Annotated in this window: 17 protein-coding genes; 11 read left to right on the top strand and 6 right to left on the bottom strand. The window is 69.0% G+C overall.

Annotated elements, in window-relative coordinates:
- Positions 1-148 precede the first annotated feature (148 nt).
- Complete coding sequence (locus tag OG266_RS19015) at positions 149-958, bottom strand: DUF6597 domain-containing transcriptional factor (protein ID WP_371547186.1); 810 nt, start codon at positions 956-958, stop codon at positions 149-151.
- A gap of 147 nt (positions 959-1,105) precedes the next feature.
- On the opposite strand from OG266_RS19015, the gene OG266_RS19010 reads away from it, so the two are divergent.
- From OG266_RS19010 to OG266_RS18990, 5 genes are all read left to right on the top strand, one after another.
- Positions 1,106-2,206: an LLM class flavin-dependent oxidoreductase gene (locus tag OG266_RS19010; protein WP_266456802.1), complete on the top strand. Its 1,101-nt coding sequence runs from the start codon at positions 1,106-1,108 to the stop codon at positions 2,204-2,206.
- Positions 2,203-2,889: a CE1759 family FMN reductase gene (locus OG266_RS19005; protein WP_371547182.1), complete on the top strand. Its 687-nt coding sequence runs from the start codon at positions 2,203-2,205 to the stop codon at positions 2,887-2,889. The genes OG266_RS19010 and OG266_RS19005 overlap by 4 nt, the downstream gene beginning before the upstream one ends.
- A 122-nt stretch (positions 2,890-3,011) precedes the next feature.
- Entirely contained in the window at positions 3,012-4,580 is a 1,569-nt protein-coding gene (locus OG266_RS19000; protein ID WP_371547181.1) for a PQQ-binding-like beta-propeller repeat protein, read from the top strand.
- Positions 4,581-4,709: 129 nt separating this feature from the next.
- Positions 4,710-5,441: a response regulator transcription factor gene (locus OG266_RS18995; protein WP_371547180.1), complete on the top strand. Its 732-nt coding sequence runs from the start codon at positions 4,710-4,712 to the stop codon at positions 5,439-5,441.
- Positions 5,442-5,515: 74 nt separating this feature from the next.
- Positions 5,516-6,946 carry a sensor histidine kinase gene (locus OG266_RS18990; protein ID WP_371547177.1) on the top strand — a complete coding sequence of 477 codons (1,431 nt, stop codon included), beginning with the start codon at positions 5,516-5,518 and terminating at the stop codon, positions 6,944-6,946.
- A gap of 120 nt (positions 6,947-7,066) precedes the next feature.
- Here OG266_RS18990 and OG266_RS18985 read toward each other — a convergent pair whose 3' ends face one another.
- Complete coding sequence (locus OG266_RS18985; protein WP_371547175.1) at positions 7,067-9,034, bottom strand: amino acid transporter; 1,968 nt, start codon at positions 9,032-9,034, stop codon at positions 7,067-7,069.
- A gap of 434 nt (positions 9,035-9,468) precedes the next feature.
- On the opposite strand from OG266_RS18985, the gene OG266_RS18980 reads away from it, so the two are divergent.
- Entirely contained in the window at positions 9,469-10,536 is a 1,068-nt protein-coding gene (locus OG266_RS18980; protein ID WP_371547173.1) for a WD40 repeat domain-containing protein, read from the top strand.
- Between the two features lie 144 nt (positions 10,537-10,680).
- On the opposite strand, the gene OG266_RS18975 is transcribed toward OG266_RS18980, so the two are convergent.
- Positions 10,681-11,172 (bottom strand): peptidylprolyl isomerase, encoded by a 492-nt coding sequence (locus tag OG266_RS18975; RefSeq protein ID WP_266456787.1) that lies wholly within the window; start codon positions 11,170-11,172, stop codon positions 10,681-10,683.
- A gap of 67 nt (positions 11,173-11,239) precedes the next feature.
- Positions 11,240-11,806, bottom strand: a complete 567-nt coding sequence (locus tag OG266_RS18970; protein WP_371547170.1) for a hypothetical protein — start codon at positions 11,804-11,806, stop codon at positions 11,240-11,242.
- Positions 11,807-12,426: 620 nt separating this feature from the next.
- On the opposite strand from OG266_RS18970, the gene kdpF reads away from it, so the two are divergent.
- The 5 genes from kdpF (at position 12,427) to OG266_RS18945 (ending at position 17,756) form a co-directional block, all read left to right on the top strand.
- A complete protein-coding gene (kdpF, locus tag OG266_RS18965) occupies positions 12,427-12,516 on the top strand; it encodes a K(+)-transporting ATPase subunit F (protein ID WP_266456782.1) in 90 nt (29 codons plus the stop codon).
- An 8-nt stretch (positions 12,517-12,524) separates the two neighbouring features.
- Positions 12,525-14,189, top strand: coding sequence for a potassium-transporting ATPase subunit KdpA (gene kdpA, locus OG266_RS18960; protein WP_371547167.1), 1,665 nt, complete (start codon positions 12,525-12,527; stop codon positions 14,187-14,189).
- On the top strand, positions 14,186-16,318 hold the full coding sequence (gene kdpB, locus OG266_RS18955; RefSeq protein ID WP_371547165.1) for a potassium-transporting ATPase subunit KdpB: 2,133 nt from the start codon (positions 14,186-14,188) through the stop codon (positions 16,316-16,318). The genes kdpA and kdpB overlap by 4 nt, the downstream gene beginning before the upstream one ends.
- Before the next feature lie 6 nt (positions 16,319-16,324).
- The gene (locus tag OG266_RS18950) at positions 16,325-16,957 is read left to right on the top strand and encodes a potassium-transporting ATPase subunit C (protein WP_371547162.1); all 633 of its coding nucleotides are present in this window, start codon (positions 16,325-16,327) and stop codon (positions 16,955-16,957) included.
- Between the two features lie 115 nt (positions 16,958-17,072).
- Positions 17,073-17,756 carry a response regulator gene (locus tag OG266_RS18945; protein WP_329546201.1) on the top strand — a complete coding sequence of 228 codons (684 nt, stop codon included), beginning with the start codon at positions 17,073-17,075 and terminating at the stop codon, positions 17,754-17,756.
- A gap of 258 nt (positions 17,757-18,014) precedes the next feature.
- Here the strand turns inward: OG266_RS18945 and OG266_RS18940 are convergent, their stop codons facing one another.
- Positions 18,015-19,541 (bottom strand): HAMP domain-containing sensor histidine kinase, encoded by a 1,527-nt coding sequence (locus OG266_RS18940; RefSeq protein ID WP_329546179.1) that lies wholly within the window; start codon positions 19,539-19,541, stop codon positions 18,015-18,017.
- On the bottom strand, positions 19,538-20,314 hold the full coding sequence (locus OG266_RS18935) for a response regulator transcription factor (protein ID WP_371547157.1): 777 nt from the start codon (positions 20,312-20,314) through the stop codon (positions 19,538-19,540). The genes OG266_RS18940 and OG266_RS18935 overlap by 4 nt, the downstream gene beginning before the upstream one ends.
- Between the last annotated feature and the right edge of the window lie 128 nt (positions 20,315-20,442).

Here is a 20,442-nt window from a genome sequence, read left to right as displayed (position 1 = left end):
GGGGCTGCGCTCTTCGACCCCGGGCCGGGGAAGGAATCTTCAGCCTGTCCGGCGTTTGAGGACGAGCGCGTCAGCGCGATGCGGGGGTCTGGGGGCGGCAGCCCCCAGGAACGGGACGGGTAGGGGCGGAGGGGGCGAAAAACTACCCTCAGCGCACCCCCCGCGCATACGCCGTCGGTGGCACCCCCACCGTCGACGTGAAGTCCCTGACCAGGTGGGCCTGGTCGGCGTAGCCGAGGTCGGCGGCCAGGCCTGCCCAGTCGACCGGGTGGGAGGTCTCCGCCTGTTCCAGCGCTTCGTGGATGCGGTAGCGCAGGATGATCCACTTCGGGCCGACCCCGACGTACGCGGCGAAGAGGCGTTGCAGGCTGCGTACGGTCATGCCCTGGGCGTGGGCGAAGTCGCCGACCTGGCGGATCGTGCGGTCGCCGCGGATCTGGTCGACCAGGGTCATCGCGAGGTCGGCCTGGGGGTCCGGCCGGGGGTTGAGGCTCAGGAGGAACGCGTCCAGTGCGGCCACCCTTGCTTCCTCGTCGTCCGGGGTGAGTACCGCCTCGATGGCGCCCGTGGAGCCGGGGAGCACCTCCGGGAGGCGGATCCGCTGTCCCGTGAGCGACGTCACCGGCCGTTCCGGCGCGAAGGGGCGGAATCCGCCCGGCCTGAACTGGATTCCGCACACCCGTCCGCGCCCCTCCAGTTTCTGTGTGAACAGGTCGAGGCCGATCCCGGCGACTTCGGAGAAGGGGTCCTGACCTGCGTACTTCTGGAAGACGATGTTCACGGACGGGTGCGGGACGACGTGCGAGGCGTACGGCTGGGGCAGGTCCCAGTCGATCAGCCAGTAGTGCTCCAGGTATGGGCGCAGGGGTGGTGCGGGTTCGCGGCGCCGGAAGTGGACCCGGGAGAAGAGCTCCGTGGCGTCGACGATGCCTCTGGTGTCGCGGCGTGGGGCGGCCATGTTCGGATCGTAGGGCCGGGTACTGACAATCGGGCACTGACAATCGGGCGGGTGCGGGGAGAAGGGGGGAGGGTGGGAATAGGGCGGTGGTGGGTGCCGTTAGCAGGTATAGTTGAATCGTAAACAACCTGCGGAGGGTGAGCGACCATGCAGTTCGGGATCTTCAGCGTCGGCGATGTGACACCGGACCCGACGACGGGACGGACGCCGACCGAGCACGAGCGCATCAAGGCCATGGTCGCCATCGCGCAGAAGGCCGAGGAGGTCGGCCTTGACGTCTTCGCGACCGGCGAGCACCACAACCCGCCCTTCGTGCCGTCGTCCCCGACCACCATGCTCGGCTGGATCGCGGCCAAGACCGAGAAGCTGATCCTCTCCACCTCCACCACCCTCATCACCACCAACGACCCGGTGAAGATCGCCGAGGACTTCGCGATGCTTCAGCACCTCGCGGACGGCCGGGTCGACCTGATGATGGGGCGCGGCAACACCGGACCGGTCTACCCCTGGTTCGGGCAGGACATCCGCCAGGGCATCAACCTCGCCATCGAGAACTACGCGCTGCTGCACAGGCTCTGGCGCGAGGACGTGGTGACCTGGGAGGGCAAGTTCCGTACGCCGCTGCAGTCCTTCACCGCGACCCCGCGGCCGCTGGACGGCGTACCGCCGTTCGTCTGGCACGGTTCCATCCGCTCGCCGGAGATCGCCGAGCAGGCCGCGTACTACGGCGACGGCTTCTTCCACAACAACATCTTCTGGCCGGCCGACCACACGAAGAAGATGGTCGAGCTGTACCGGGAGCGGTACGCGCACTACGGGCACGGGACGGCCGAGCAGGCCATCGTCGGGCTCGGCGGCCAGGTGTTCATGCGGCACAACTCGCAGGACGCGGTACGGGAGTTCCGGCCGTACTTCGACAACGCGCCGGTGTACGGGCACGGGCCGTCCCTCGAGGACTTCACCGACCAGACGCCGCTGACCGTCGGTTCGCCGCAGCAGGTGATCGAGAAGACGCTGGCCTTCCGGGAGTACGCCGGTGACTACCAGCGGCAGTTGTTCCTGGTGGACCACGCGGGGCTGCCCCTGAAGTCCGTGCTTGAGCAGCTCGACATGCTGGGCGAGGAGGTCGTGCCCGTGCTGCGCGAGGAGTTCGCGAAGGGCCGCCCGGCCGGGGTGCCGGACGCGCCGACCCACCAGTCTCTGCTGGCCGCTGCCACGGAGAGTTCGGAAGGAGTGAACGTCGCATGAAGCTCGTCGTCGTCTCGGCGGGGCTGAGTGTCCCGTCGTCCACCCGGCTGCTCGCCGACCGGCTGGCCGCCGCCACGGTCGGGGAGACCTCCGCCGACGTCCAGGTCGTCGAACTGCGCGACCTGGCCGTCGAGATCGCCCACAACTTCACGAGTGGGTTCCCTGGGCCGGCGCTGGCATCCGCCATCGACGCGGTGCGGGCGGCGGACGGGCTCGTCGTCGTCACGCCGGTCTTCTCCGCCTCCTACAGCGGGCTTTTCAAGTCCTTCTTCGACGTGCTGAGCGTCAGCGACCAGGACGCTCTCGCCGGGAAGCCGGCGCTGATCGCCGCTACCGGGGGTTCGGCGCGGCACTCGCTCGTGCTGGAGCACGCGCTCCGTCCGCTCTTCTCCTATCTGCGGGCCGTGGTCGTGCCGACCGCTGTGTACGCGGCGTCGGAGGACTGGGGTGCGGAGGGGCTTGCCTCGCGGATCGACAGGGCCGCGGGGGAGTTGGCGGGGCTGATGAAGGGGGCTTTGGGTGCGGGGCGGGGGGAGGCTGCGCGCGAGCACGAGTCCGCGTCCGCGTCCGTTCCGGAACTGCCCGCCCAGGGCGGGGGCGTTCGGTCTGTGGCCCTCGACTCGAGCAGGAGTGGGTTCGAGGTCGTTCCCTTCGCGCAGCAACTGGCCGCGCTTCAGCCGTAGTTGGGATTTCGATGGGCCATCTTCCCTGAAGGTGGTCCGTCCTCCTCTGGCGCCATACCCTCGGCCAGGCTCTAGGCTGCTCCGGTCGATCAGCTTGGCTTGCGGTGTCCTTGGGGGGATGGATGAAGCTGGTGCCGGGGCGGGGGGACGCGGGGCTGGACCCGGGACCGCTCGAACGCGTTGACAGCGATGGGCACTTGGCCGTGCGGTGGACGCTGCGACTGGGCGTGCTCGTCGTCTTCGCCGTCGCCGGGGCCTGCGGAGTCTGCGCGCTGATGTACGGGGTGCTGGCCGTCAAGTTGATGATCGTCGACATGCCGGCCAATGAGTGCAGTGGTTCGCAGTGCCCCCGCGGCATGACCCCGGTGTTCCTGCTCGCGTTCGCCTTCGGGTTCGTCTCGGTGTGGGTCGCCCGCCTGGGCGGGAAGACAGCGGGAACGGTGTCCGCCCGCACCCTGGCCGCGGTCCTTGTGTTCGGTGTGCTGGCCGGTGTCTGGCCGGCCTGGCTCGGCTACGCCTGGTTGCGCGGACCGCACATGGATGTGGCGTGGGAGGTCGGACGCGACCGACCGTCGTCGGTGGAGGTGCTCGGTTACTGGGCGTCCGACCCCTCCACCGCAATACGCGTCCGTACCGACGGCCTGTACGCCTACGACACGGCGGGGGGCGATGTTCGCTGGAGAGCCGCCGCGCCCGCCGGGACCTCGGTGTGTGCGGTGAGCCGGAGCACGCCGGCGGGGGTCGGCATCGTCGGGTTCCAGGGCGGTGAGGGATCGTGCGGGGCGTCCGTCGGCGCGGTGGATCTGGACTCCGGGCGCCTGCTGTGGCGAAAGTCCGTCCCGCAGGGTGAGGAGGGCGGCGATACGGCGGTCATGACGGCGGCCGATTCCGTCGCCGTCGTCCAGGGCAACGGCGCCTTGATCGGTCTTGGACTGCGCGACGGCTCCCAGCGGTGGAGTGCGAAGGTGTCGCCGAGCTGCCGGATTCAGGAGCTGGACGCCGCAGGCGACCGTGTTCTGGTCGCCGAGGGGTGCACGAACGAGTCCGGCACCGGCGTGACGACGCGCCTGTCGGCCTTGGATGCGTCGTCGGGTGAACGTGCCTGGCAGAGCGTGCTGGCCACGGGCGGCGGTATGCGGTCCGTCGGCGTGCTGTCCGCCGATCCGATCGTGGTCCATGTCGACGAAGGGGATCAGCGGGAGGCCGGCGTCGTCGTCCTCTTTGATGACGCGGGTCGCCGCAAGGCCACCATCCCCGTCTCCGGGCCGGACGGCGACCTGGTGGTCACCGCATGGCCCGTGGCGCCCGGGAGCATGCCCGCGTTCCAAGTGGTGGTGAGCGGCGGGTTGTTCATCAGCGTGGTCAACGAGTCGACCCAGGGCCGCCGGCAGGAGGTGTCCGCGTACTCCCTCACGGACGGCCGGCGCGTGTGGCACACCGCCTTCGAGGACGCTATCGACAGGTTGGCTCCGGGGAGCGATGGCCGGATCAACGTCGTCACGTCGTCCCCCTGGTGGCACCATCTCTGGCGGGTGGACGCCCGCAGCGGGCAGCGCACGGGAGCATCGGTCGTACTCCGCGACGCGCCGCTGAGCTACCAGTTCGACGTACGCCCCCGGCCGGAGGGCGGCTATGTCTTCGTCAATCTGCAGAGCGACAGCGACCAGCCCGCGCTGTTCGCCGCGGACTGAGCGGACTGAACAGATTGCGCGGACTGAGCGGACCGACTTGATCCGGCCGTGGTGAGAGGCCGGTAAGAAGCCCGCCCGTACCCCCGCTCATCAGGTGGTGCGTGGCCGGGCGCCAGGCAGACTGGTGGGGTGCCCCAGAATGTGCTGCTTGCCGAGGACGATCGTGCCATCCGTCATGCGCTGGAGAGGGCGCTCACGCTGGAGGGGTACGAGGTGACGGCCGTCGCCGATGGGGTGGCCGCGCTGGCGCAGGCCCATCGGACGCCGCCGGACGTACTGGTTCTTGACGTGATGATGCCCGGGATCGACGGACTGCAGGTGTGCCGGGTGCTGCGCGCGGAGGGGAACCGGACGCCGATTCTGATGCTCACCGCGCTCGTGGAGACCGCGGACCGTATCGCGGGACTGGACGCGGGGGCCGACGACTACGTGGTCAAGCCGTTCGACGTGGAGGAGGTCTTCGCCCGGCTGCGGGCGCTGCTGCGCCGTACGCGTGGCGGAGACGGCCCCCTCGTCGACGTACCGGCGGCGAAGGCACCCCAGGAGCAGCAGGTCGCTTCGGCGCAGGTCGCCGCGGCCGGGCTGCGGATGGACGTCCAGGCGCGGCGTGTCTGGCGCGGGGCGCGGGAGGTGGAGCTGACTCGGACCGAGTTCGAGCTGCTTGAGCTGCTCGTTCGTAACGCGGGGATCGTCCTTGACCACTCCACGATCTACGACCGGATCTGGGGGTACGACTTCGGGCCCGGCTCGAAGAATCTCGCCGTGTACGTGGGCTATCTGCGGCGCAAGCTGGAAGAGCCCGGGGCGCCCGGGCTGATTCACACGGTGCGGGGTGTGGGGTACGTCCTGAGGGAGGACTGAGAGTGCCTCTGAGACTCCCCGAGGGATTCCCCGGGCGGCTCCTCGATCGGCCGGCCCGGCTTCGCCTTCGGCGGGTGTCCTCTCTGCGGGCCACCTTCACGCTGTCCTTCGCGGCCGTGGCCGCCGTCGTCACCGTTCTCGTCGGGTTTCTGAGTTACGACGCCGCCGCCCGGCTCGTACGCGTGGATCAGCAGACGGTCTTCGCCGGGGTCGTGCAGGACCTGCGGGGCGAGGTGCGCGAGCAGGCCTTGGAGCCGGAGGACTTCGCTCAGTCCGACCCCGGTCATGCCGGGGCGCTCGACAAGATCGTGCGGCCCAGCCGTACGGACGTACAGGTGCTCGGGCCGGGTGGTGCGGTCGTCGACCGCGGGCATCCTCCGCTGCCCGTCGCCGCCGTCGACCGGCAGGCCGCCGACGCCTCGGCCGCGGGGACGCTGGCCGAGCACAAGGAGGTCGAGGTCGGCGGCAACTGGTACCGGGTGGCGACCGTCGCACTCGGGGACGGGCGCGGGGCCGTCCAGGTCGCGCAGGAGTTCAGTGACACGGAGGACCTGCTGAACGAGCTTCAGCAGCGGACCGTGCTGCTTGTCGCCGCCGTCGTGATCGCCTCCGGGCTGTTCGGGTGGTGGCTGGCCCGGCGGATCACCCGGCGGCTGGTGCGGCTCGCCGGGGCCGCGGAGGACGTGGCGCGGACCGGGCGGCTGGGGATTCAGGTGCCGGTCGCCGGGTACGACGAGGTGGCTCGGCTCGGGCGGTCCTTCGACCGGATGCTCGGGCGGCTCGCGCAGTCCGAGGAGGACCAGCGGCGGCTGGTGCAGGACGCGGGGCATGAGCTTCGTACGCCGCTGACCTCGCTGCGTACGAACATCTCCATGCTCCGGCGTATCGACGAGCTGCCGCCTGCCGCGCGTGAGGAGCTCGTGGCCGACCTGGCCCTTGAGTCCCGTGAACTGACCGATCTTGTCAATGAGTTGGTGGCTCTTGCGGCGGGGCGGTCCGATACCGAGCCGGTGCGGCGGGTGGATCTGGGGGAGGTTGCCGAGGATGTTGCGGTCGTTGCTCGGCGGCGTAGTGGGCGGGACATCGTTGTGCGGGTGAGTGGGGACGTGGGGGTGGATGGGCGGCCCACCGCGTTGCAGCGGGCCGTGTCCAACCTGGTGGAGAACGCGGTCAAGTTTGACCGGGGTGGGGCTGCGGCGATTGAGGTTGTCGTTGTGGGGGGCGTGGGGGGCGTGGGGGGTGGTGGGTCTGGGGATGTTCGGGTCGAGGTTCTCGACCGGGGGCCCGGGATCGGTGAGGGGGATCTGGAGCGGGTTTTCGACCGGTTCTACCGGGCTGCCGATGCTCGGAGTCTGCCTGGGTCGGGGTTGGGGCTTTCCATCGTGCGGGAGGTTGCTGTGGGGCATGGGGGAGCGCCGTTCGCGCGGCGGCGGGACGGGGGCGGGGTCGTTATTGGGTTCACGGTGGGTGGGGAGGGCCGGGAGGGTGCGGGGGGTGGGGGGTGACGGGGGTGTTTTTCGCCCCCTCCGCCCCTTCCCGTCCCGTTCCTGGGGGCTGCGCCCCCAGACCCCCCTGTCGCGCTTGCGCGCTCGTCCTCAAACGCCGGACGGGCTGAAAGATCTGCCCTAGCCGACGTGGACCTTCGGCCGTCGCGCCCGGTCCCGTTCTGCCTCCCTCAGGACCTCTCTCGTTACCGGGGCCACCTCGCCCTGGCCGAAGAGGAAGAAGCGGAGGAAGTTGGTGAAGGGGTTGCCCTCGGTCCATTCGAAGTAGATGTGGGGGGTCTGGCCGGTGGTGTCGCGGACGTAGAGGAGGAGGGCCGCGAGGGCGTTGGGGATGGAGGAGGACTCCAGGGTCAGGACGCGGTAGCGGCCGTGCATGACTTCGCCCCGTACGTTCAGGCCCGCCTCGAACTCCGAGGCGTCGAGGACGGTGACCTCGACGAAGACGAAGTCCTCCTGGGCGGGGAGGTCGTTGTCGGCGCGGATCTGCTCGATCTTCTCGCGGTACTCGGTGATGTCGCGGTTGTCGGGCTCGTTGGCGATGAAGCGGGCCCGGCGGCTCGCGATGTCCCGTACGAACCGTTCCGCAATGGGGTCCATGGTCAGGCTGGTGACGCGCAGTTCGAAGGCGCGGGCGAGCCGGGAGAGGAGCGAGACGAGGATGATCGCGGCGATGAAGCAGGCGCCGATCTTGACGCCGTCGGGGCGCTCGATGACGTTCACGACGGTCGTGTAGAGGAAGACCGCCGAGATGACGGCGAAGGCGATCGTCCAGTTGCGCTGGCCGGCCTTGCGGGCGGCGATGGTGACCGCGACGGCGGCGGAGCTGATGAGGACGAGGACACCGGTGGCGTACGCGCCGCCCTGGGCGTCGACGTCGGCGTCGAAGATCCAGGTGACCAGGAACGCGACGAGGGTGAAGACGATGACCATGGGGCGGACCGCGCGGGCCCAGTGCGGGGCCATGCCGTAGCGGGGGAGGTAGCGCGGCATGAGGTTGAGCAGGCCGGCCATGGCGGAGGCGCCGGCGAACCACAGGATGGCGATGGTCGAGACGTCGTAGACCGTGCCGAAGACGTTGCCGAGGTACTCGTGCGCGAGATACGCCAGCGCGCGGCCGTTGGCCTCGCCGCCCGACTCGAACTCCTTCTCCGGGATGAGCAGCGTGGTGATGAAGCTGGTCGCGATCAGGAACACGCTCATGATCACGGCGGCGACCGTGAGCAGCTTCTTCGTGCCCCGGATGCGGCCGGTCGGCTTCTCCTCGGTGTCGCCGGGCTCGCCCTCCACGTGCGGCATGACCGCGACGCCCGTCTCGAAGCCGGAGAGGCCGAGGGCCAGCTTCGGGAAGACCAGCAGGGCCACGCCGATCATCGCGAAGACGTTGCCGTGTTCGGCGGTCAGGGCGGTGGACCAGTCGGTGATGACGTGGCCCTCGGTGACCACGTGCCAGAGGCCGGCGATCGTCACCACGACGTTGAGGCCCAGGTAGATGCCCACCAGGACGACCGCGACGCCGATCGCCTCCAGGAAGCCCTTGAGGAACACCGCGCCGAGCAGGGCGACGAGGATGAGGGTGATCAACACCTGTTTGCCGTGCAGGGCTTCGGTGAGGTGCGGGTTCTCCACCAGGTGGGTGGAGGCGTCCGCCGCCGACAGGGTGATGGTGATCAGGAAGTCGGTCGCGGCGAAGCCCAGCAGGGTGAGGACGAACAGCTTGCCCTTCCAGAACGTCAGCAGCCGTTCCAGCATTGCGATCGAGCCCTGGCCGTGGGGGCTTTCCTCGGCCACTCGGCGGTAGACGGGGAGTGCGCCCGCAAGGGTGACGATGACGAGCACGATGGTGGCCACGGGGGACAGCAGGCCGGCCGCAAGGGCCGCGATGCCGGGCTGGTAGCCCAGCGTGGAGAAGTAGTCGACGCCGGTCAGGCACATCACCCGCCACCAGGGCTGGCCCTTGTGCACGGGCTCCGGCTCGGCCTCCTTCCGCTGCGTGCCCTTGCCCATGTCGGACAGGCCCTGCAGCATCCACGCACGCAGACGGCTCGTGCGAGGGGGGCTCGTACGGGCGACTTTGTCGGCGGTGGCCATCGGCGTGCTCCTGACGTACTGGCAAGCGAAGGGTTCCGGCCATTGCGCGGACGACCGGGCCAGCGTATGCAACCAGTGATCCACAGGCCCAGGGTCCGGCGCATGTTGAGAGGAACGTTTCCGTCAAGACCCCGGAACGTCTCCGCCTGTTCGTGCGGCCTGTCCTTGCCCGCGCTCCCGTCACTCCACCTCCGCCCCCACGACCGCGATGGGCCCTGTCCTCCCCCGCTCGTCAAGGGGCTCGCTCTGTCCCGGGGGCCGGCCGAGGCGATGGACGGCACGCTGGTGCCGGAGGACACGCCGGGTGGGGGCGCTGACGCTGGTGATGTCGCCCGGTTTTGAGGGCACTTGACGTCTTGCGGTGGGACGATGAACGGCGGGACTACAGGACCGCAGCTGGAATGGTGCGACGCCCGTATGCATCGGAGATTGCCATGGAAGATCCCGCCTCTTTCCTTGCGCGAAAAGCCGTCAAAGGCATGGTCGGAGCGATCGGTTCGCAATACAAGAAGAGCCGTCGCGAGAAGACGAATGCAGTCGATCTAGGTGAAATTCGATTCGAGCTCTTAATGAGCTTCCGGGGTCACGCGAAGGGGCCGGGCAAGTATCAGACTGCCGCAGTTTGTAGCCTGGATTATGATTCGTCGCGAGAAATCCTCGCCACTGCCGGGGCGGACGGAACGGTAAGGATCTGGTCGAAGGATCGGCCTGACGGTCGTGTCATTCACTCCATGCCCGGGCAATCGGCTCGTTCAGTCGCGTTTGCTTCCGATGGCAGGCTGGCAATCGGTGGAGCCACCAAACGATTGATTGTCATGGAGCCGGTGTCCGCGAATGATGTGGGGCCGGAGGTGGTTCGGTCATGGGATTACAAGCACGCCCTGAGTCGCGTTGCCTGGGCGCCGCACGGCAGCGTCCTGGCTGCCTACACGTCATCGGGAGATGTTGTGACCTGCGACGCGTCCGGTGGACCACTGCAGGTCCTGTTTCATCGACGATTCGGTGACTTCGTCGGCGCGCCGTGCCTCAGATTCACTCCCGACGGCACGAGGATCGCTCGGTCCACGTACGAATCCGTCGCGGCTCACACGACGGCCGGAGATCAGGCGGAGAGCATTCGCGTGGCGAAAAGTCGCACGTGTGGATTCGACTTCTCTGTCGACGGAAGGCAGATCGCGGTAGGCGTGGATGACGGGTTGATTCACGTGTTCCAATGGCCTGGCGGAGAACCGGTACGAGTCCTGAGATCGCATGCCCCTTTGAGCGGTCTGGGGGCCACGGTTCCGGCTGTCGAGTACAGTCCGGACGGACAAATGATCGCCACGGCCGGCTACGACGGCGTATTGCAGATCTGGCGGGCGAATGACGGTGCACTCCTCGGCAGAAAGGACTGCCAGGGGGGGAATCATCTATGCGCTGAAGTGGATTTCCGGCGGCAAGGAGATGGCCGTGGCCACTGGGTTCGGAGCAGTCCAGGTCTGGGCACTGGCTCGGCCGGGTGACTGGTGAGGATCCGACTCCGTCGTGGTACGCGGAGGGCGTGCCCCGCCTTCTGTGAAGGCGGGGCCTCGTCGTTTCCTCCGTCTGCCGGGTCTGGATCACGGTGACGACGGAGTGGCCGTCAGCGCGGGCCAGGACAGCAGGTGTTAGAGAACGCCGCTGCTCTCGATGACGATGCTCGTGCTCGGCGTGCCGCTCCTGCTGCCGTAGCCCTCGATCTTCTTGACGAGGTCGAGACCCTCGACGACCTCGCCGAAGACGACGTGCTTGCCGTCCAGCCAGTCCGTCACCACGGTGGTGATGAAGAACTGGGAGCCGTTGGTGTTCGGTCCCGCGTTGGCCATCGACAGCAGGCCGGGCTTGGTGTGCTTGAGCTGGAAGTTCTCGTCGGCGAACTTCTCGCCGTAGATGCTCTTGCCGCCGGTGCCGTCACCCCTGGTGAAGTCACCGCCCTGGAGCATGAACTGGGGGATGATCCGGTGGAACCCGGAACCGGCGTAGCCGAAGCCCTTCTCGCCGGTCGCCAGCGCGCGGAAGTTCTCCACGGTCTTGGGCACCACGTCGTCGTACAGATCGAAGACGATCCGCCCCGCGGACTCGTTGCCGATACGGATGTCGAAGTAAACCTTTGTCGTCATGCCGTCAGTCTGGCATTTCCCCCGTGGGCTGCTTACCCATGGGCCCCTATACGGCCCCTATACGGCCCTAATCCATCCCCGAGACCTTGAACACGGTCATCGCCGTCTCCCGGTCGATCCGTTCCGAAACCCGGCGCAGCGCCGTCGCCCCGCAGGTCAGCGAGCCGCGCAGAGCGGAGACGCGGGCGTCCTCGTCCAGGCGGTGCCACAGCGGGGGGTTGGCGACCAGGACCCGGGGGTCGATCTCGACCGAGGCGCCGGAGGTGTCGCTCAGGACGAGGCGCTGGGCGACGCCGTCCAGGCAGCGGACCGAGACCAGGTGGTCGGTGCGGACGCGGCGGGTGCGCAGCAGGCCGCGGGAGGTGAGCCAGCCCTCGCCGGCGGCGACGCGGGTGGGGTGGAGCACGAGGAACAGCAGCAGCGCGAGCGTCACCCACAGGGCGGCCCGCGATGGTGTGAGGGTGCCCGCTCCCCAGTCGATCACCAGGAGCAGGGCGAGGAGTGCGGCGGAGCAGCGGATCGAGCTGCGCAGATCCTGGGCCCAGAGGCGGTCGTGGGCCACCTCGGTGGGGCGTGTTGCGGGTGCGTCGACCGCGGCGCGCGTGTCGTGGCGGCGTTCCGTACGGCGTTCCATACGACCGACGGTAGGGACCCGGAAGGCCGGGTGCAGCACCCCTTGACGGGACTCTGATGGGCGGGCGCGTCAAGGATCCGACAGGGGCCGGGGAGCTCTGCCGCCTGGACACGGAGGACCGCGTCCAGGTTTCCGCCGCCCCACGGGCCGGACGGTGCACTGTGGAAAACCCCGGGGTCCCCACTCGTTCGGCTTGCCTCCGAGCGCCGCGGCCCGGGCCGCCCCATAGCGTCGTACGTACGTGAGACCGCCGGGCCCGGAATCGCGTCATCGTGCGGATCCGCGAGGTCGAGGCCTACCGACCGTGGCGGCGGCTGCCGCGGAACGAGCGGGGCGCGGTCGTCGCCCACGCGGTGCGCCGGGACCCGGATCCGGTGGTCTGCCGGCTCCGCTTCCGCCTCATCCGAAACATCGCCGTAAGGGATGCGTCAAAGCCGTACCGCGCCCCGTATGGGAGCCGTCAACGGTGGCCGAATCCGGTCGGGGAGGAGCTTTCCTCTACTAGTCCGTTCAATTCCGAACCTCATCTAGGAGCTCACGATGGCCGACGTGGCCTTCGTCGTCACCACGATCGCGGTGTTCGCGCTGGTGGCCCTCGTCGCCAAGGGGGTGACGAAGCTGTGACCGCCGAGAACATCGTCGGCCTGATCGTGGCCGTCGCCCTGCTGGGCTATCTCATCCTCGCCCTCGTCTTCCCGGAGAGGTTCTGAGCACTGTTATGGGACCCGTCCTCGCCGGCGTGCTCCAGATGGTCGCTCTCATAGCGGCTCTGGCACTCGCCTACCGTCCCCTCGGCGACTACATGGCCAAGGTCTACTCCTCCGACAAGCACCTGCGCGTCGAGAAGTGGATCTACAAGGGCATCGGCGCCAACCCGAACACCGAGATGCGCTGGCCCGCGTACCTGCGCAGCGTCCTCGCCTTCTCGGCGGTCGGTGTCCTCTTCCTGTACGTCCTCCAGCGCGTCCAGGGCATCCTGCCCGGCTCGCTCGGCTTCTCCTCCATCGACCCGGACCAGGCGTTCAACACCGCCGCGTCCTTCGTGTCGAACACCAACTGGCAGTCGTACTACGGCGAGCAGGCCATGGGCCACGTCGTGCAGACCGGCGGCCTGGCGGTGCAGAACTTCGTCTCCGCCGCGGTCGGTATCGCCGTAGCGGTGGCGCTCGTACGGGGCTTCGCGCGCTCGCGCACCGGTGAACTCGGCAACTTCTGGGCCGACATGGTGCGCGGTGTCATCCGCATCCTGCTGCCCATCGCGGTGATCGCCGCGATCGTCCTGGTCGCGTGCGGCGCCATCCAGAACTTCGCCGGCATCCACGAGGTCGGCCAGTTCGTGGGCGGCTCGCAGCAGTGGAACGGCGGCGCGGTCGCCTCCCAGGAGGCCATCAAGGAGCTGGGCACCAACGGCGGCGGCTACTTCAACGCCAACTCGGCCCACCCCTTCGAGAACCCCACGCCGTTCTCCAACCTCTTCGAGATCTTCCTGCTCCTGGTGATCCCGTTCGCGCTCACCCGGACCTTCGGCCGGATGGTCGGCTCGCTCAAGCAGGGCTACGCGATCCTCGCCACGATGGTCACCATCTGGATCGGCTTCACGGCCCTCATGATGTGGACCGAGTTCGCCCACCACGGCCCCGCCTTCGACATCGCCGGCGGTGCGATGGAGGGCAAGGAGACCCGCTTCGGCGTCGGCGGTTCGTCGATCTTCGCGGTGGCGACCACGCTGACCTCGACCGGCGCGGTGAACTCCTTCCACTCCTCGTTCACCGGCCTCGGCGGCGGCATCACCATGCTGGGCATGCAGCTCGGCGAGATCGCACCCGGTGGTACCGGCTCCGGCCTCTACGGAATCCTGATCATGGCGATCATCGCGGTGTTCATCGCCGGTCTGATGGTCGGCCGTACGCCCGAGTACCTGGGCAAGAAGATCGGCACCCGCCAGATCAAGTTCGCCGCCTGCTACATCCTCATCACCCCGGCGCTGGTCCTCATCTTCGCCGCCGCCGCGATGGCCCTGCCCACCCCGGGCAACTCGATGACCAACAGCGGGGCGCACGGCTTCTCCGAGATCCTGTACGCCTACACCTCGGCCGCCAACAACAACGGCTCGGCCTTCGCCGGTCTGAACGCGGACACCCAGTGGTTCAACAGCACCCTCGGCCTCTGCATGCTCCTCGGCCGCTTCCTGCCGATGGTGTTCGTGCTGGCCCTCGCCGGTTCGCTCGCCGAGCAGAAGCCGGTGCCCGCGACCGCGGGCACGCTGCGCACCGAGAAACCGCTGTTCACCGGCCTGTTGGTGGGCGCGATCCTGATCATCACCGGTCTGACCTACTTCCCGGCGCTCGCGCTGGGCCCGCTGGCCGAGGGGCTGGCGTCATGAGCACCCGCACAGACAAACAAGAGGACGCCGTGTCCACAACCACCCCGACCCGGGCGCCGCACAGCGATGTGCCGACCGGCCACAAGCCCGACCAAAGTCGTGTCGGCGCCGGGCTCTTCGACCCGAAGCAGCTGCTCAAGTCGCTGCCGGACGCCTGCCGCAAGCTCGACCCGCGGGTGATGGTCAAGTCCCCCGTGATGTTCGTGGTCCTCGTCGGCTCGGTGCTGACGACCGTCTTCTCCTTCAAGGACCCGGGCGACTGGTTCGGCTGGGCGATCAGCGCCTGGCTGTGGCTGACCGTCATCTTCGCCAACCTGGCGGAGGCGGTGGCCGAGGGCCGCGGCAAGGCGCAGGCGGACACCCTGCGCAAGGCCAAGACCGACACGGTGGCCCGGCGGCTCAACGGCGCTACGGAAGAGCAGGTGCCCGGCACCGAGCTGCGCGTCGGCGACCTGGTCGTCTGCGAGGCGGGCGACATCATCCCCGGCGACGGTGACGTCGTCGAGGGCGTTGCTTCGGTCGACGAGTCGGCCATCACCGGTGAGTCGGCCCCCGTCATCCGTGAGTCCGGCGGCGACCGCAGTGCCGTCACCGGCGGTACGAAGGTCCTCTCCGACCGCATCGTCATCAGGATCACGACGAAGCCGGGCGAGACCTTCATCGACCGCATGATCGCCCTGGTCGAGGGCGCCGCACGGCAGAAGACGCCCAACGAGATCGCGCTGAACATCCTGCTCGCGTCCCTCACCATCGTCTTCCTGCTCGCCGTCGCCACGCTGCCGCCGTTCGCGGACTACGCGGGTACGCATCTGACGATGGTCGTGCTGGTGGCGTTGCTCGTCTGCCTGATCCCGACCACCATCGGCGCGCTGCTCTCCGCGATCGGTATCGCGGGCATGGACCGACTCGTCCAGCGCAACGTACTGGCCATGTCCGGAAGGGCGGTTGAGGCCGCGGGCGACGTATCGACCCTGCTCCTCGACAAGACCGGCACCATCACCCTCGGCAACCGCCAGGCCTCCGAGTTCGTGCCGGTGACCGGCACCACCGACGCCGAGGTCGCCGACGCCGCCCAGCTCTCCTCGCTGGCCGACGAGACGCCCGAGGGCCGCTCCATCGTCGTACTGGCGAAGGAGAAGTACGGGCTGCGCGAGCGGCACCAGGGCGAGTTGGCCGGTGCTGAGTGGATCGCCTTCACCGCCCAGACCCGGATGTCGGGTGTGGACGTCGACGGGCGCAGGATCCGCAAGGGCGCGGCAGGTTCGGTCATCTCCTGGGTGCGCGAGCGGGGCGGCACGGTGTCCCAGGACGCCGACACGCTCTCCAACCGGATCTCGGAGGCCGGCGGCACGCCGCTGCTCGTGGCCGTCGAGGACACGCAGGGCGCCCGCGTCCTTGGCGTCATCCACCTCAAGGACGTCGTCAAGGAAGGCATGCGGGAGCGGTTCGACGAGCTGCGCCGCATGGGCATCAAGACCGTCATGATCACGGGCGACAACCCGCTGACGGCCAAGGCGATCGCGGACGAGGCGGGCGTCGACGACTTCCTCGCGGAGGCGACTCCCGAGGACAAGATGGCGCTCATCAAGCGGGAGCAGGCGGGCGGCAAGCTCGTCGCGATGACCGGTGACGGTACGAACGACGCCCCGGCGCTGGCGCAGGCCGACGTGGGCGTGGCCATGAACACTGGTACCTCGGCCGCCAAGGAGGCCGGGAACATGGTGGACCTGGACTCCAACCCCACCAAGCTCATCGAGATCGTGGAGATCGGCAAGCAACTGCTGATCACCCGGGGCGCGTTGACGACGTTCTCCATCGCCAACGACGTCGCGAAGTACTTCGCGATCATCCCGGCGCTGTTCGCGGCGGTCTACCCGGGCCTGGACAAGCTCAACATCATGGACCTGTCCTCGCCCGACTCCGCGATCCTGTCCGCGGTCATCTTCAACGCGCTGATCATCATCGCGCTGGTCCCGCTCGCTCTACGGGGTGTGCAGTACCGGCCGGTGAGCGCGGACCGCCTGCTGCGGCGCAACTTGGGGATCTACGGGCTCGGCGGGCTCATCGCGCCCTTCATCGGCATCAAGATCATCGACCTGATCATCTCCCTCATTCCCGGAATCGGCTGATCGGCTATGAACAACTCGGTTACGAACACTGCCCGGTTGCTCTGGGCCGGCCTGCGAGCCCTGCTCGTACTCACGGTGGTGACGGGCGTCATCTACCCGCTCGCCGTCACCGGTGTCGCCCAGGGCCTGTTCAACGACAAGGCGAACGGCTCGGAGATCAAGGCGAACGGCCAGGTCGTCGGCTCCTCGCTGATCGGCCAACAGGGCTACAGCCTCGACTACTTCCAGCCGCGGCCCGCCAACGGTCTGGGCACGAACTCCGTCAACACCCAGTACAAGCTGATCCTGTCCGGCGCGACCAACCGTTCGGGTGACAACGCCGACCTCATCAAGTGGGTCACGGAGGCGAAGGCCAAGGTCATCAAGGACAACTCGGTGCCCGGCTACACGGTCAAGCCCTCCGACGTACCCGCCGACGCGGTGACGTCCTCCGGCTCCGGCCTGGACCCGGCGATCTCCCCGCAGTACGCGGACATCCAGGTGCACCGCGTCGCGGAGAAGAACAACCTCCCCGTCGCCGAGGTGCAGAAGCTCGTCGACGAGCACACCGACGGCCGCACGCTCGGCTTCATCGGCGAGCCGACCGTCAACGTCCTCGAACTCAACATCGCGCTCAAGGAACTTGTGGCCAAAAGCTGATGGACTTACGTGCGTTACGCGGGAGTTGGCGCCGGGGGAAAACTTCCGGACACGCCAACTCCCGCACCATTTACGACAGTCGCTGTCCGGCGTACGACGTGAAAGGCACACACCGATGACCCGGGTGCTGGTGGTGGAGGACGACCCACAGCTTGTACGGGCGCTCGTGATCAACATGCAGGCACGTGGGTACGGGGTCGACGCGGCCCCCGACGGTGCCACCGCGCTCCGGCTCGCGGCCGGGCGCCAGCCCGACGTGGTCGTACTGGACCTGGGGCTGCCCGACATGGACGGCACGGACGTCATCAAGGCCCTGCGCGGCTGGACGCGCGTGCCGATCCTGGTGCTCTCCGCGCGCCGCGCCTCCGACGAGAAGGTCGCCGCGCTGGACGCGGGCGCCGACGACTACATCACCAAACCGTTCAGCATGAACGAACTCCTGGCCCGGCTGCGCGCCGCGGTCCGTCGCACGGACTCCGTGCCCGTCGCTCCCGAGACCGTCCTCGTCACCACGGACGAGTTCACCGTCGACCTGGTCGCGAAGAAGGCCGGCCGCGCGGGCCGCGACGTACGCCTCACCCCCACCGAATGGCACCTGCTGGAGATCCTGGTCTGCAACCCCGGCCGGCTCATCACACAGCGCCAGCTCCTCCAGGAGGTGTGGGGCGCCTCCCAGAGCAACAAGACCAACTACCTGCGGGTCTACATGGCCCAACTACGGCGCAAACTCGAAGCGGATCCCTCGCACCCGCGCCATCTGATCACCGAGCCCGGGATGGGGTACCGCTTCGATCCCTGAGCGGGCGCGGGTGGTGCCCGGTTCGCTGCAGTTGGATTCGCCCCCTCCGCCCCTTCCCGTCCCGTTCCTGGGGGCTGCCGCCCCCAGACCCCCGCTTTCGGCCTGGACGGCCTCGTCCTCAAACGCCGGACGGGCTAAAAGATCTCTAGCGCCGGCCGGGGAAGGATTCAGCCCCTCCGGCGTTTGAGGAGCGGGGGTTTGGGGGCGGAGCCCCCAAGGGACGGGAATGGGTAGGGGCGGAGGGGGCGAAAAAACCCCTCACGCCCGCCCCGACCCCGGCAGCACCAGCCGGAACGTGCAGCCCTCCCCGGGCGCGGTGTCCAGCTCGAGCCGGCCCCCGTGCCCTTGGGCGATGGCCGCGGCGATGGCGAGGCCGAGGCCGCTGCCGCCCTGGTCGTGGGCTCGGGAGCGGGAGCGGTCGACGCGGTAGAAGCGTTCGAAGACGCGTTGGGCGTCTTCGGGGGCGAGGCCCGGGCCGGCGTCGGCGACTTCCAGGATGCCGACGGGGGTGCCGTGGGGGAGGGGAGGGGACGCGCTGGTGCGGCCCGGGCGGTCCGCGCCGCCGGTGTCCGGGGCGACCCGGGCGGTTCCGACGCGGACGTGCACGGGGGTACCTGGGGGAGTGTGGGTGCGTGCGTTGGAGAGGAGGTTCTCGACGACCTGGCGGAGCCGGTGCGGGTCGCCGAGGGCCTCCACCAGCTCGAGTTCCTCCTCGTCCCGGGAGCCACGGAGCGGCCCCAGATCGATCCGCCGCCCGGAGTCCCCCAGCGCCGCCGCGCTCACCGCGTCGGCGGCCAGGGACAGCAGGTCGACGGATTCACGCCCGTGCGAGGGCCCGTACGACGGCTCCTGGTCGAGCTTGGCGAGGAGCTGGAGGTCGTCGACGAGGAGGCCCATGCGTTCGGCGTTCTGGGCGATGAGCCGGTTCGCCTCGCGGCGGCCCGCGGGGGACTGCTGCTCGTGGCGGAGCGCGAGCTCGGCGAAGCCCTGGATCGCGGTGAGCGGCGTACGCAGTTCGTGTCCGGCGTCGGCGACGAAGCGCCGCAGCCGGGCCTCGGAGGTCTCGCGCTCGCGCAGGGCGCCCTGGAGCCGTTCGAGCATGGTGTTGAGGACCCGGCCGAGCCGTCCGGTCTCGGTGCGGGTGTCGGTGTGGGGCAGCCGCAGGTCGAGGTCGCCGTCGGTGATGTCCTGGGCGGTGCGTTCCATGCGGGTGAGGGGGAGCAGCCCGAGGCGTACGACCCAGCGGCCGAGGAGTACGACGCCGGTGACGGTGAGGGCGAGCAGCGCGCCGTCCACGTAGAGGATCTTGGAGGTGGCGCCGTCGATGGTGGCCAGAGGCAGCGCGACGACCGCCTTCATGTCGTCGGGGCCCTCGCGCAGGACGACCCGCCAGCGCCCGCCGCCCGTGTCGGCGGACACCGTGGCGAGCTGCCCCACGGACAGGCCGAGGCCGTCGACGGTGGACGCCAGCTCGGGCTTGGTCGGCTGGTGGTAGTCGCCGAGCGAGGCGCTGAGGAGGCGGCCGTCGGAGTCGTAGAAGAAGACCCGGAAGTCGGAGGGCAGCGCCCCGGGGGTGGTGAACCTGTCCGGGAACCCCTCGTCGCTCACCGCGTCCTGGTACGCCTTCCTGGGCGTGCTGAAGTGGGCGAGCTGCTCGTCGAGCCCGTCCATCAGCCAGGAACGCATCACGACGAAGCCGACGATCTCGGCGGCCAGCACCGCGGTGGTGGCGAGGACGGCGAGCCCGAGGACGAGCCTGCCCCGCAGGGAGACGGGCCGTTTCACCGCTCGGCGGCCTCGGTGGCGTCGGCGGCCTGCGGGGCGGGCTCGCGCGGCAGCCGCAGCGAGTAGCCGATCCCGCGCACCGTGTGGATCAGCGGCGGCTCGGCGCAGTCGATCTTCTTGCGCAGGTACTTCACGTACGTCTCGACGATGCGTACGTCCCCGGCGAAGTCGTACCCCCACACGTGCTGCACGATCTGCGCCCTGGTCAGCACCCGGTTGGCGTTCGCCATCAGGTAGGCGAGCAGATGGAATTCGGTCGGCGACAGCGGCACGTACCGCTCCGCGCGGTGCACCTCGTACGCCCGCTCGTCGAGCCGCAGGTCGGCGAAGAGCAGGATGCTCTCGTCGTCCTCGTCCGCCTCGCCGGACGGCGGTTCCTCCGCGCCGGTGCGGCGCAGGATCGCCTGGATCCGCAGCAGCACCTCGTCGAGGCTGAAGGGCTTGGTGACGTAGTCGTCTCCGCCGGCCCGCAGCCCGTCGATACGGTCGGACAGGTCGGTGCGCGCGGTCAGGAAGAGCACGGGGGTGTTCTTGCCGCCCGCCCGCATCGCCCGGGTCACCTCGAAGCCGTCCAGGTCGGGCAGCATCACGTCGAGCAGCACCAGATCGGGGCCGAACCTCTCGATCTCCAGGAGCGCGGCACCGCCGGACATCACGCTGCTCACCTCGTAGCCGCTGAGCCTCAGCGTGGACTCCAGCAGGGCCCGGATGCTCGGCTCGTCCTCGACGACAAGGAGCCTGTGGGGGGTGTGGGGCTCGGTGTGCTCGGCCATGGCGCCGACTCTCCACCCTCTTCATGAGCGTTTGATGGGGGAAGCCTGTTGGTTGGCTGAGAGTGGCCCATGTGGAGGCCCCGGCCGCGTGAGCCCCGTATATGCGGAGGCCCCGGACTCCTCCACTG

The organism is Streptomyces sp. NBC_00554 (assembly GCF_041431135.1).
GTDB lineage: Bacteria > Actinomycetota > Actinomycetes > Streptomycetales > Streptomycetaceae > Streptomyces.
This window is presented reverse-complemented; position numbering and strand designations above follow the sequence as displayed.